Below are 13,055 nucleotides of genomic sequence, written 5' to 3' on the forward strand. Positions count from 1 at the left end.
TTGCACAAATATTCTACATGACTTTTAAGCAAGAAATAGCGCGAAGAAGAACCTTTGGCATAATATCTCACCCTGATGCCGGAAAGACTACATTAACTGAAAAATTATTACTTTTTGGAGGTGCAATTCAGGAAGCTGGAGCCGTAAAAAACAATAAAATAAAAAAATCGGCTACAAGTGATTTTATGGAGATTGAGAGACAGAGAGGAATATCTGTGGCAACTTCTGTACTTGCCTTTATTTATAAGAATAAAAAAATCAATATACTAGATACCCCTGGCCACAAAGATTTTGCAGAAGATACTTTTAGAACTTTAACAGCTGTTGATAGTGTCATTGTGGTAATTGATGTTGCTAAAGGTGTGGAGGAACAGACCGTTAAATTAGTAGAGGTCTGTAGAATGCGAAAAATTCCTATGTTGGTTTTCATCAATAAAATGGATAGAGAGGGTCAAGACGCCTTTGATCTATTAGATGAATTGGAACAAAAATTAGGCCTTTCGGTTACGCCTTTGAGCTTCCCTATCGGAATGGGATATGATTTTAAGGGCATTTATAACATTTTTGAAAAAAATATCAATCTTTTTAGCGGTGACAGTAAGAAGAACATAGAACAAACCATTGCATTTGATGATGTAACTAACCCTGAATTAGATAAAATAATAGGAAACAAGGCAGCAACTGAATTGAGAGACAATCTAGAATTGGTTTGGGGTGTCTATCCAGAATTTGATAAAGAACTATATTTAAAAGGTGATCAACAACCTGTATTTTTTGGGTCTGCATTGAACAATTTTGGTGTCAGAGAACTTTTAGATTGTTTTATACAAATTGCACCTCCCCCACGCTCTAAACATGCAGAAGAACGTTTGGTAGAAGCAAATGAAAAAGAGATGACCGGTTTTGTATTTAAGATTCATGCTAACATGGATCCAAAACATCGTGATCGTTTAGCATTTATAAAAATTGTATCAGGAACATTTGAGCGAAATAAACCTTATTTGCATGTACGTCAAGGTAAAAATTTAAAATTCTCTAGTCCGAATGCATTTTTCGCCGAAAAGAAAGAAATAGTTGATATTTCATATCCTGGTGATATTGTAGGCCTACATGATACAGGCAATTTTAAAATTGGTGACACCCTTACGGAAGGAGAAATATTACATTATAAAGGCATACCAAGTTTCTCTCCTGAGCATTTTAGATATATCAATAATGCTGATCCGATGAAATCAAAACAATTGAACAAAGGGATTGATCAACTAATGGATGAAGGGGTTGCTCAATTGTTTACTTTAGAATTAAACGGCAGGAAAGTTATTGGAACGGTAGGAGCCTTACAATTTGAGGTTATACAGTACAGACTTGAACATGAATATGGGGCAAAGTGTAGCTATGAAAATTTCAACGTTTACAAAGCTTGCTGGGTAGGTAACGAAAATAGAAAAACTGAAGAATTCAAAGAATTTGAACGTGTAAAACAAAAATTCTTGGCAAAAGACAAAAGAGGACAATTGGTGTTTTTAGCAGATTCTCAATTTTCACTACAAATGACTCAACAAAAATACCCATTAGTAAAACTTCATTTTACTTCTGAGTTTGAATAAAAAAAAGCCCAACTTTTAATAGTTGGGCTTTTTTTAAGCTTCTCCTGTCGGACCAAAATTCATTGGTATCGAAGGTTGTTCATAATCTTTAATTGCACCATGTGCTTTCTCAAACCGTTGAACATTATCATTCAAGGCTTTTAAAAACTTCTTAGCATGTTGAGGAGTCAAAATTATTCTACTCTTCACTTTTGCCTTTGGAGCGCCTGGCATCATACTTATAAAATCCACCACAAACTCTGAAACTGAATGATTAATTATAGCTAGATTAGAATAAATTCCCTCAGCCATTTTTTCATCCAATTCTATATTAATTTGTTTTTGATTCGGATTTTTATTGTCACTCATATTATATCAATTAAAAAAAAACCCTCAAATAAAATTTGAGGGTTATCATCATATTAAAATCTTAAGGCCTCTTTTCTAGCCATTATCTCATCATATTCTTCTTTGGAACCAACGATAATGCTATCGTAGTCTCTCATTCCCGTACCAGCCGGAATCTTATGACCAACAATTACATTCTCTTTAAGACCTTCTAACGTATCAATTTTACCACTTACAGCAGCTTCGTTCAATACCTTAGTCGTTTCTTGGAACGATGCAGCAGAAATAAATGACTTCGTCTGTAAAGATGCTCTTGTGATACCCTGTAAAATTGGGGTTGCAGTAGCAGATACCGCATCACGTGCTTCTACTAAAGTTTTATCACCACGTCTTAACAAAGAATTTTCATCTCTAAGTTCACGAGGAGTAACAATTTGTCCTGGTTTAAGATTCTCAGAATCTCCAGCTTCCATTACCACTTTCTTTCCGAAGATATCATCATTCTCTTTAATGAAATCATCTTTATGAATAAGTTGGTTTTCTAAGAAAATAGTATCACCTGGATCCTGAATTCTCACTTTTCTCATCATTTGTCTTACAACAACTTCAAAGTGCTTATCATTAATCTTAACTCCTTGTAATCTATAAACCTCTTGAACTTCATTAACTAAGTACTGTTGTACAGCTGATGGGCCTTTGATAGATAAGATGTCTTCTGGAGTAATTGAACCATCAGATAAAGGCATTCCTGCTCTAACATAATCGTTCTCTTGAACTAGAATCTGGTTAGAAAGTTTTACAAGATATTTCTTCACTTCACCTAACTTAGATTCAATGATAATTTCTCTATTACCTCTCTTTATTTTACCAAAAGAAACTACACCATCAATCTCAGACACAACCGCTGGATTAGAAGGATTTCTAGCTTCGAATAACTCGGTAACTCTTGGAAGACCACCAGTAATATCACCCGCTTTCGCAGATTTACGTGGTATTTTAACCAAAATTTTACCTTCCTTAATCTTATCACCATCATCTACCATGATGTGTGAACCAACAGGTAAGTTATAAGAACGCAATGTTTCACCTTTTGAATCTTGAATCAATAAAGTTGGAATCAACTTCTTGTTTCTAGATTCTGAAATTACTTTTTCTTGGAAACCTGTTTGCTCATCAATTTCAACTTGGTAAGTTACACCTTGTTCAATATTTTCGTAAGCAATTTTACCTGGGAATTCAGAAACAATAACGCCGTTATATGGATCCCAAGAACAGATTACATCTCCTTTCGTAACCTTAGCTCCGTTCTCCACAAATAACTGTGAACCATAAGGAATATTATTTGTACTTAAGGTAATTCCTGTTTTAGCATCTACTACCTTAATTTCACTTGTTCTTGATATAACAATCTCAGCAGGTTTGCCATCTAATCCTTCACCTGTAACAGTTCTCAAATCTTCAATTTCAGCAACTCCTGAGAATTTAACCTCTAATTTGTTATCTTCTGAAATGTTACCTGCAATACCACCTACGTGGAATGTTCTCAATGTAAGTTGCGTACCTGGCTCTCCAATTGACTGAGCAGCAACAACACCAACAGCTTCACCCCTTTGTACCATTTTATTGGTAGAAAGGTTTCTTCCGTAACATTTAGCACAGATTCCTTTTTCAGCCTCACATGTAAGAGCAGAACGAACTTCTACTTTTTCAATTGGAGAAGCTTCAATCTTCTTCACATCAGCTTCCATTATCTGTTGACCTGAAGTAAGAACTAATTCTTCTGTCATTGGGTTATATACATCATGTAATGATACACGACCTAATATTCTTTCCCCAAGACTTTCAACAATCTCTTCATTTTTCTTAAGCGCCTGTACTTCTACACCTCTTAGTGTTTCACAATCTTCTGTATTTATTATTACATCTTGAGAAACATCTACCAATCTTCTAGTCAAGTAACCTGCATCTGCCGTTTTCAAAGCTGTATCCGCAAGTCCTTTACGAGCACCGTGTGTTGATATAAAGTACTCCAAAATGGATAAACCTTCCTTAAAGTTAGAAAGGATAGGGTTTTCAATAATTTCCCCACCACCTGCAGTAGATTTTTTAGGCTTGGCCATTAAACCACGCATACCTGTTAACTGACGAATTTGCTCTTTAGAACCCCTTGCACCAGAATCAAGCATCATATATACCGAGTTGAATCCTTGTTGGTCTTCACGTATACGCTTCATTGCCAATTCAGTCAATTGTGCGTTTGTAGAAGTCCAAACATCAATTACCTGATTATAACGCTCATTGTTAGTAATTAGACCCATGTTATAATTGGCCTTAATTCCATCAACTTGTACGTTAGCTTCAGCAATCATTTCATGCTTTTCCTTTGGAATAATAATATCTCCTAAACTAAAGGATAATCCGCCTTTAAATGCGAAATCATACCCCATAGTTTTAATCTTATCCAAGAAGTCAGCAGTTGTTGGTACATCAGTTACACTTAAAATACCACCAATAATATCACGAAGTGATTTCTTGTTCAATACATCATTAATGTAACCAGCAGCTTCAGGCACTTCCATGTTAAACAATACCCTTCCAACTGTAGTTGGAATAATCTTGTAAACTAATTCTCCTTCTTCATTAAAATCTTTTGCCCTTACTTTAATACCAGCATTCAAATCAACCATTCCTTCATTGAAAGCTATCTCTACCTCTTCATATGAATAAAATGTAATCCCTTCACCTTTAACAATTAGTTCTGGAGTTGATTTTCTTTCTTTTGTCATGTAATACAGACCCAAAACCATATCCTGAGAAGGTACCGTAATCGGAGAACCGTTAGCAGGGTTCAAAATATTATGTGAAGCCAACATTAATAATTGGCATTCTAGAATTGCTTCTGGTCCTAAAGGAAGGTGAACCGCCATCTGGTCACCATCAAAATCCGCGTTAAACGCAGTACACACTAACGGGTGCAAACGTATAGCTTTACCTTCAATAAGTTTTGGCTGAAACGCTTGAATACCTAAACGGTGTAATGTAGGAGCCCTGTTCAACATTACAGGATGTCCTTTCAAAACATTCTCTAAAATATCCCAAACTACAGGCTCTTTTTTATCTATTATTTTTTTAGCTGATTTTACTGTCTTAACAATTCCTCTTTCAATCAATTTCCTGATTACAAAAGGCTTGTACAATTCAGCTGCCATATCTTTTGGAAGTCCACATTCGAACAACCTCATTTCTGGTCCCACAACAATTACCGAACGTGCTGAATAATCTACACGCTTACCTAATAAGTTTTGACGAAAACGACCTTGCTTACCTTTCAATGAATCAGAAAGAGATTTCAATGGTCTGTTCGATTCTGTCTTAACAGCAGATGCTTTTCTCGTATTATCAAATAAAGAATCTACAGCTTCTTGAAGCATACGTTTTTCATTACGCAAAATTACTTCTGGAGCTTTTATTTCTACTAACCTTTTAAGACGGTTATTTCTTATAATTACCCTTCTATATAGATCATTTAAATCTGAAGTTGCAAAACGACCACCATCTAATGGAACTAATGGACGTAATTCTGGTGGAATAACCGGAATTACTTTCATTATCATCCACTCTGGTTCGTTTTCTCTATTCTCTTGAGATTCTCTAAGAGCTTCAACTACCTGTAAACGCTTTAAAGCTTCAGTTTTACGTTGCTTTGAAGTTTCAGTATTTGCTTTATGTCTTAGTTCAAAAGAAAGTTCTTTTAGATTAATTCTTCCCAATAAATCAATTAAGCATTCTGCTCCCATCTTAGCGATGAATTTATTAGGATCAGAATCCTCCAAATATTGATTCTCTTGAGGAATGTTTTCTAAAATATTCAAGTATTCTTCTTCCGTTAAGAAATCCATTTTTTGAATTTCCTCTCCTTCCGAACCTTTAGCTATACCTGGTTGTATTACTACATAACGTTCGTAGTAAATAATCATATCCAATTTCTTGGATGGTAAACCTAAAAGGTATCCAATCTTATTAGGTAAAGAACGGAAATACCAGATATGAGCTACCGGCACTACCAAATTAATATGCCCTACGCGGTCTCTTCTTACTTTTTTCTCAGTAACCTCTACACCACAACGATCACATACTATACCACGGTAACGAATACGTTTATATTTACCACAAGCACATTCGTAATCCTTTACAGGGCCGAAGATACGCTCACAGAATAAACCATCACGTTCTGGCTTATGAGTTCTATAATTTATTGTTTCAGGCTTTAAAACTTCTCCTCTAGATTCTGCCAAAATTGATTCTGGCGAAGCTAATCCTATTGAAATTTTATCGAACCTTTTTACTGGGTTATTATCTTTTATTCTTGCCATAATAGCGTGCTGATAATGTTTTAATTTGTTTTACTTAATAGTCTTCAATAGTAACTATTGAACTATTCCTCAAGTCTAATATCCAAACCTAATCCCTTAAGTTCGTGCATTAAAACGTTGAAAGATTCTGGTAAACCAGGCTCTGGCATAGTTTCACCTTTAACGATAGATTCATAGGTTTTAGCTCTTCCGATTACATCATCAGATTTAACCGTTAAAATCTCACGTAAAGTTGCAGATGCACCATAGGCCTCAAGTGCCCATACTTCCATCTCCCCAAAACGTTGACCACCAAATTGAGCTTTACCACCCAATGGTTGTTGTGTAATCAATGAATATGGTCCTATAGAACGTGCATGCATCTTATCATCTACCATGTGACCAAGTTTCAACATATAAATCACACCAACTGTCGCTGGTTGATCAAAACGTTGTCCTGTTCCACCATCGAATAAGTATGTATGTCCAAATCTTGGAATACCTGCTTCATCGGTATAGGCATTAATTTGATCCAAAGTCGCACCATCAAAAATTGGTGTTGCAAACTTCTTACCTAATTTTAGACCAGCCCAACCTAACACAGTTTCGTAAATCTGCCCAATGTTCATACGAGATGGAACACCTAATGGGTTTAACACGATATCAACAGGAGTTCCATCTTCTAAGAACGGCATATCTTCATGACGCACTATTCTAGAAACAATACCTTTATTACCGTGTCTACCGGCCATTTTATCACCAACTTTAAGTTTACGCTTTTTAGCTACATAAACTTTAGCAAGCTTCATTATACCAGCAGGCAATTCGTCTCCTACTGAGATTGTAAACTTATCTCTTCTCAAGTTACCTTGTAAATCGTTAAGCTTAATTTTATAATTATGAAGTAAATCAGCAACAAATGTATTTGTGTCGTTATCCGTTGTCCAACTTCCGCCCACTAAATGTGCGAAATCATCAACAGAATTTAACATTTTCATTGTATACTTTTTACCCTTAGGTAAAACTTCTTCTCCTAAATCATTAAGTACACCCTGAGAAGTTTTACCGTTAACAATGGTAAATAATTTTTCAACAAGTACATCTTTTAATTCTTGGAATTTAACTTCATATTCCAATTCAAGTTTAGAAAGCTCTTCTTTATCTTCAGAACGTTTTCTCTTATCCTTAACAGATCTAGAGAACAATTTCTTCTCGATAACAACACCTCTTAAAGAAGGTGAAGCTTTTAAAGATGCATCTTTTACATCACCAGCTTTATCACCAAAAATGGCACGTAATAACTTTTCTTCTGGTGTAGGATCAGATTCACCTTTTGGTGTAATCTTACCTATAAGAATATCGCCAGGCTTAACTTCAGCTCCTATTCTAATCATACCATTTTCATCAAGGTCTTTAGTTGCCTCTTCAGAAACGTTTGGTATATCATGAGTAAGCTCTTCTGCTCCTAATTTTGTATCTCTTACTTCTAAAGAATATTCATCAACGTGAATAGATGTAAAAATATCTTCACGAACAACTTTTTCAGAAATTACGATGGCATCCTCAAAGTTATACCCTTTCCATGGCATAAATGCCACTGTTAAGTTTCTACCTAATGCTAATTCACCTTTCTCAGTTGCATAACCTTCACATAAAACCTGTCCTTTTTTAACTCTATCACCTTTTTGAACAATTGGTTTTAGATTAATATTGGTTCCTTGGTTCGTTTTTCTAAATTTCACCAAGAAATAAGTTTTCTCATCCTCTTCAAAACTGATTAATCTTTCCTCATCAGTTCTATCATACTTGATGGTAACTTTCTGAGCATCTACATACTCAATAACTCCATCTCCTTCGGCATTTATCAATACTCTAGAGTCTGAAGCAACTTGACGTTCCAATCCAGTACCAACAATCGGTGACTGTGGTTTCAATAAAGGTACAGCCTGACGCATCATGTTAGACCCCATCAATGCTCTGTTCGCATCATCGTGTTCCAAGAATGGAATCAAAGATGCAGAAATTGAAGCAATCTGATTTGGTGCTACATCAGTATACTGAATATCTGATGGATTAACCACCGGGAAATCTCCTTCTTCCCTTGCAATAACTTTTTCAGCAGTTATCTTACCTTCTTCATTCATTGGAATGTTTGCTTGCGCAATTTTCATTCCTTCTTCCTCTTCAGCACTTAGATAAGTAAAGCTATTAATATCAACAACAGAATCAGTAACTTTTCTATACGGTGTTTCCAAAAAGCCCATTGGGTTCACCTTCGCAAAAACAGAAAGTGAAGAAATAAGTCCAATATTCGGACCCTCTGGAGTTTCAATCGGACATAAACGGCCGTAGTGAGTATAGTGAACATCACGTACTTCGAAACCAGCACGCTCTCTAGAAAGACCACCTGGCCCTAGTGCCGATAATCTTCTTTTGTGCGTTATCTCTGCCAATGGATTCGTTTGGTCCATAAACTGAGATAATTGATTTGTACCAAAGAAAGAATTAATTACGGAAGACAATGTCTTAGCATTAATTAAATCTATAGGTGTAAACACCTCATTATCACGAACATTCATACGCTCACGTATTGTTCTAGCCATACGAGCTAAACCAACACCGAACTGTGATGACAATTGCTCACCTACAGTTCTAACACGACGATTAGAAAGGTGATCAATATCATCAATCTCTGCTTTTGAGTTTATTAACTCAATTAAGTATTTAATAATAGTTATGATATCTTCTTTGGTCAAGACTTGCTTGTCCATACCAATATCTAACTGCAATTTTTTGTTCATTCTGTATCGACCAACTTCACCTAAATTGTAACGTTGATCAGAAAAGAATAATTTATCGATTATTCCACGAGCCGTTTCCTCATCTGGCGGCTCAGCATTACGTAATTGACGGTAGATATGCTCAACTGCTTCCTTTTCAGAATTGGTTGGATCCTTTTGCAAAGTATTATGAATAATTGCATAATCAGATTGTGCATTATTCTCTTTATGTAAAAGAATTGTTTTTACATCTGCATCAATTATCTCTGCAATATGATCTTTATCAAGAATAGTATCACGGTCAAGAACTATTTCATTACGCTCAATAGAAACAACTTCACCAGTATCCTCATCCACAAAATCTTCATGCCACGTATTCAAAACTCTAGCGGCCAATTTGCGACCAAGTACTTTCTTAAGTCCGGCATTAGAAACCTTAACCTCTTCAGAAAGGTCAAATATCTCTAATATGTCTTTATCACGTTCAAAACCAATAGCCCTGAACAAAGTAGTAACCGGTAATTTTTTCTTTCTATCGATATAAGCATACATTACGCCATTAATATCGGTAGCAAATTCTATCCAAGAACCTTTAAAAGGAATTACCCTAGCAGAATATAATTTTGTTCCGTTTGCATGAAAAGACTGACCAAAGAAAACCCCTGGAGATCTATGCAACTGAGAAACCACAACTCTCTCTGCACCATTGATTACAAAAGTACCACTTGGAGTCATGTAAGGTATCGTACCTAAATACACATCCTGTACTATAGTCTCAAAATCCTCATGTTCCGGATCTGTACAATACAACTTTAAACGTGCTTTTAACGGTACGCTATATGTAAGACCACGCTCGATACATTCTTGAATAGAATATCTCGGTGGATCTATAAAATAATCTAAGAATTCCAATACGAACTGATTTCTTGTATCAGTTATTGGGAAATTTTCCATGAAGGTATTATAAAGACCTTCATTACCTCTTTCATCTGATTTAGTCTCTAGTTGAAAAAAGTCTTGAAAAGATTTAATCTGAATATCCAAGAAATCCGGATAATCCGGTGTATTTCTTGCGGAAGCAAAGCTTATTCTTTCAGTCTGATTTGTGAACATCTACGGACAGTGTTTTGATCGTGAGTACTAAATGGGTGATATACCTCTAAATATACCTAATTCTATAAAAAGGCTTAGGTCTAACCGCAAAAAGCGAAAAGACCTAAACCAAAAATGATATGGTTGTTGCTATTATTTAAGCTCAACTTCTGCTCCAGCTTCTTCCAATGATTTTTTGATACCTTCTGCTTCATCTTTAGAAACAGCTTCTTTAACAGCTTTAGGTGCGCTATCAACAATATCCTTTGCATCTTTCAAACCTAAACCAGTTAATTCTTTAACCAATTTAACTACTGCTAATTTAGAAGCACCTGCTGCTTTCAAAATTACGTCAAATTCAGTTTTTTCTTCAGCCGCTTCACCAGCTTCAGCACCACCACCGGCAGCTACTGCTACTGCTGCTGCTGCAGGCTCAATACCGTATTCATCTTTCAATATACCAGCTAACTCATTTACTTCTTTTACCGTAAGGTTAACTAATTGTTCTGCGAAATCTTTTAAATCTGCCATTTTCTATCGTTTAATAAAATTTTTAAAATATACTTAGTTTATAGTGCGTACTTATCTTTCAGATAATGTCTTAAGGATTCCGGCAAGTTTACCACCGCCAGATTTAAGTCCAGAAATAACATTTTTAGCAGGCGATTGTAATAATCCAATAACCTCACCAATCATTTCTTCTTTAGACTTAATGCTTACCAAAGCATCCAAGTTTTCATCACCTATGTAAATTGCTTCTTGTACAAAAGCTCCCTTCAATAAAGGTTTTTTAGATTTTTTTCTAAAATTCTTTATCAATTTCGCAGGAGCATTGGCAACTTCCGAAAACATTAAAGAGGTATTCCCCTTCAATACTTCAGGTAATTCGCCAAAATCTTTTTCAGAAGCATCCATTGCTTTTGAAAGCAATGTATTCTTAACTACAGCTAATTTAATATTTGCCTTAAAGCAAGCTCTTCTTAAATCAGAAGTTGTACCAGCATCTAAGCCAGAGATATCTGCCAAATAGATTGTTGTGCTATCTGCCAACTGCGTAGTCAAATCTTTTATAACCGTTGCTTTTTCTTCTCTTGTCATACTTATAATTTTTAACTAGCAGTTTGTTAAATTGACTTTGGATCTAATTGCAAACTAGGGCTCATTGTGCTCGACATGAAAATACTTTTCATATAAACACCTTTTGCCGCAGTTGGCTTCATCTTATTCAAAGTATCCAACAACTCCTTCGCATTTTCCGCTATTTTATCTGCAGAGAAAGAAGCTTTACCTATCGCAGCATGTACGATACCAGTTTTATCAACTTTAAAATCTATTTTACCTGCCTTAACTTCAGATACAGCTTTAGCTACATCCATAGTTACAGTACCTGTTTTTGGATTGGGCATTAAACCTCTTGGCCCTAATACACGACCTAAAGGACCTAATTTCCCCATAACGCTTGGCATTGTGATGATAACATCAACATCTGTCCAACCATTTTTAATTTTTTCCAAATACTCATCTAACCCAACATAATCAGCACCCGCTTCTAGAGCCTCTGCTTCTTTGTCTGGGGTTACCAAAGCCAAAACCTTAACATCTTTACCTGTTCCGTGAGGTAGTGTAACTACACCACGAACCATTTGATTCGCCTTTCTTGGATCTACACCCAAACGAACTGCCAAATCAACCGATGCGTCAAATTTTGTATTGGTTATCTCTTTTATTAAAGCTGAAGCTTCCGTAACAGAGTATAATTTATCTTTCTCTATTTTGGAGTGCGCTTCCTTTTGCTTCTTTGTTAACTTTGCCATTTAATTACTTTTAAGATTTTAAAAAGGTTTCTTTCCTGCTACCTTCATACCCATAGAACGAGCAGTACCCGCTATCATACTCATAGCCGATTCTACTGTAAATGCATTAAGGTCAACCATTTTATCTTCGGCTATTGCCTTGATTTGGTCCCAGGTAACACTACCTAATTTTACTCTGTTAGGTTCGCCAGATCCTTTTTTAATCTTAGCCGCTTCCAATAGCTGAATTGCAGCCGGTGGAGTTTTTACAACGAAGTCGAATGACTTATCCTTGTAAACGGTGATAACAACTGGTAATATTTTACCTGGTTTATCCTGTGTACGCGCATTAAACTGCTTACAGAACTCCATTATGTTAACACCAGCAGCACCTAAGGCAGGTCCAACCGGTGGCGATGGATTCGCTGCACCTCCCTTAACTTGTAGCTTAACTACTTTACCTATTTCTTTTGCCATTGTTTAAAATTAAATTGAAAGTGTGTTTACGGAAGCAACACTACTTTAATATATGTATGTAACACTTATTCTTATACTTTCTCAACTTGCATGTAACTAAGCTCTAAAGGTGTCTTTCTACCGAATATCTTCACCATTACCTCAAGCTTACGTTTTTCTTCGTTAATCTTCTCAACAGTACCATTAAAACCGTTAAATGGACCATCAATTACCTTAACAGTTTCTCCAAATACAAATGGAATCGCTACACTATCTGTATTTACAGCAAGCTCATCTACTTTACCTAGCATTCTATTCACTTCATTCTTTCGCAAAGGAACTGGATCACCGCCTTTTGTCTCTCCTAAAAAGCCTATAACATTAGTAATTGAGCGGATAATGTGAACCATTTCACCTCCCAAGTTCGCTTTAATCATAATGTAGCCAGGAAAATAAACTCTTTCTTTGTTTATTTTCTTACCATTTCTGATTTGAACTACCTTTTCAGTAGGTACAAGAACATCTTCTAGATAGTCAGAAAAACCATGACGCTCTACTTCACTTTCAATGTATCCTTTGATTTTATTCTCTTGACCACTGACAGCCCTAACAACGTACCATTTTTTCTCTAATACTTCTGACATAGGA

Annotated in this window: 9 protein-coding genes; 1 reads left to right on the forward strand and 8 read right to left on the reverse strand. The window is 35.7% G+C overall.

Features of this window, described 5'->3' with window-relative positions:
* The first annotated feature begins 17 nt into the window (after positions 1–17).
* The gene (locus BMY56_RS17480; protein ID WP_091627303.1) at positions 18–1,607 is read left to right on the forward strand and encodes a peptide chain release factor 3; all 1,590 of its coding nucleotides are present in this window, start codon (positions 18–20) and stop codon (positions 1,605–1,607) included.
* Positions 1,608–1,640: 33 nt separating this feature from the next.
* Here BMY56_RS17480 and BMY56_RS17485 read toward each other — a convergent pair whose 3' ends face one another.
* From BMY56_RS17485 to nusG, 8 genes are all read right to left on the reverse strand, one after another.
* Positions 1,641–1,955 (reverse strand): DUF3467 domain-containing protein, encoded by a 315-nt coding sequence (locus BMY56_RS17485; protein WP_091627306.1) that lies wholly within the window; start codon positions 1,953–1,955, stop codon positions 1,641–1,643.
* Positions 1,956–2,008: 53 nt separating this feature from the next.
* A complete protein-coding gene (gene rpoC, locus BMY56_RS17490; protein ID WP_091627308.1) occupies positions 2,009–6,307 on the reverse strand; it encodes a DNA-directed RNA polymerase subunit beta' in 4,299 nt (1,432 codons plus the stop codon).
* A gap of 62 nt (positions 6,308–6,369) precedes the next feature.
* A complete protein-coding gene (gene rpoB, locus BMY56_RS17495; RefSeq protein WP_091627311.1) occupies positions 6,370–10,179 on the reverse strand; it encodes a DNA-directed RNA polymerase subunit beta in 3,810 nt (1,269 codons plus the stop codon).
* A gap of 132 nt (positions 10,180–10,311) precedes the next feature.
* Positions 10,312–10,689 carry a 50S ribosomal protein L7/L12 gene (rplL, locus tag BMY56_RS17500; protein WP_091627314.1) on the reverse strand — a complete coding sequence of 126 codons (378 nt, stop codon included), beginning with the start codon at positions 10,687–10,689 and terminating at the stop codon, positions 10,312–10,314.
* Between the two features lie 51 nt (positions 10,690–10,740).
* Positions 10,741–11,256 (reverse strand): 50S ribosomal protein L10, encoded by a 516-nt coding sequence (gene rplJ / locus BMY56_RS17505; RefSeq protein ID WP_091627316.1) that lies wholly within the window; start codon positions 11,254–11,256, stop codon positions 10,741–10,743.
* Between the two features lie 26 nt (positions 11,257–11,282).
* Positions 11,283–11,972 carry a 50S ribosomal protein L1 gene (gene rplA, locus BMY56_RS17510; RefSeq protein ID WP_091627319.1) on the reverse strand — a complete coding sequence of 230 codons (690 nt, stop codon included), beginning with the start codon at positions 11,970–11,972 and terminating at the stop codon, positions 11,283–11,285.
* An 18-nt stretch (positions 11,973–11,990) separates the two neighbouring features.
* A complete protein-coding gene (gene rplK, locus BMY56_RS17515; protein WP_027067854.1) occupies positions 11,991–12,428 on the reverse strand; it encodes a 50S ribosomal protein L11 in 438 nt (145 codons plus the stop codon).
* A 71-nt stretch (positions 12,429–12,499) separates the two neighbouring features.
* Entirely contained in the window at positions 12,500–13,051 is a 552-nt protein-coding gene (gene nusG, locus BMY56_RS17520; RefSeq protein ID WP_089262964.1) for a transcription termination/antitermination protein NusG, read from the reverse strand.
* Positions 13,052–13,055: the final 4 nt, after the last annotated feature.

Origin of the sequence: Maribacter orientalis, assembly GCF_900109345.1 — a bacterium.
GTDB classification, from domain to species: domain Bacteria; phylum Bacteroidota; class Bacteroidia; order Flavobacteriales; family Flavobacteriaceae; genus Maribacter; species Maribacter orientalis.

Bases quoted from the DNA above. Each gene is read 5' to 3' on its own strand.
- rplK (WP_027067854.1), bottom strand. From the start codon at position 12,428: ATGGCAAAAGAAATAGGTAAAGTAGTTAAGCTACAAGTTAAGGGAGGT.
- rplJ (WP_091627316.1), bottom strand. From the start codon at position 11,256: ATGACAAGAGAAGAAAAAGCAACGGTTATAAAAGATTTGACTACGCAG.
- BMY56_RS17480 (WP_091627303.1), top strand. From the start codon at position 18: ATGACTTTTAAGCAAGAAATAGCGCGAAGAAGAACCTTTGGCATAATA.
- nusG (WP_089262964.1), bottom strand. From the start codon at position 13,051: ATGTCAGAAGTATTAGAGAAAAAATGGTACGTTGTTAGGGCTGTCAGT.
- rplA (WP_091627319.1), bottom strand. From the start codon at position 11,972: ATGGCAAAGTTAACAAAGAAGCAAAAGGAAGCGCACTCCAAAATAGAG.
- rpoB (WP_091627311.1), bottom strand. From the start codon at position 10,179: ATGTTCACAAATCAGACTGAAAGAATAAGCTTTGCTTCCGCAAGAAAT.
- BMY56_RS17485 (WP_091627306.1), bottom strand. From the start codon at position 1,955: ATGAGTGACAATAAAAATCCGAATCAAAAACAAATTAATATAGAATTG.
- rplL (WP_091627314.1), bottom strand. From the start codon at position 10,689: ATGGCAGATTTAAAAGATTTCGCAGAACAATTAGTTAACCTTACGGTA.
- rpoC (WP_091627308.1), bottom strand. From the start codon at position 6,307: ATGGCAAGAATAAAAGATAATAACCCAGTAAAAAGGTTCGATAAAATT.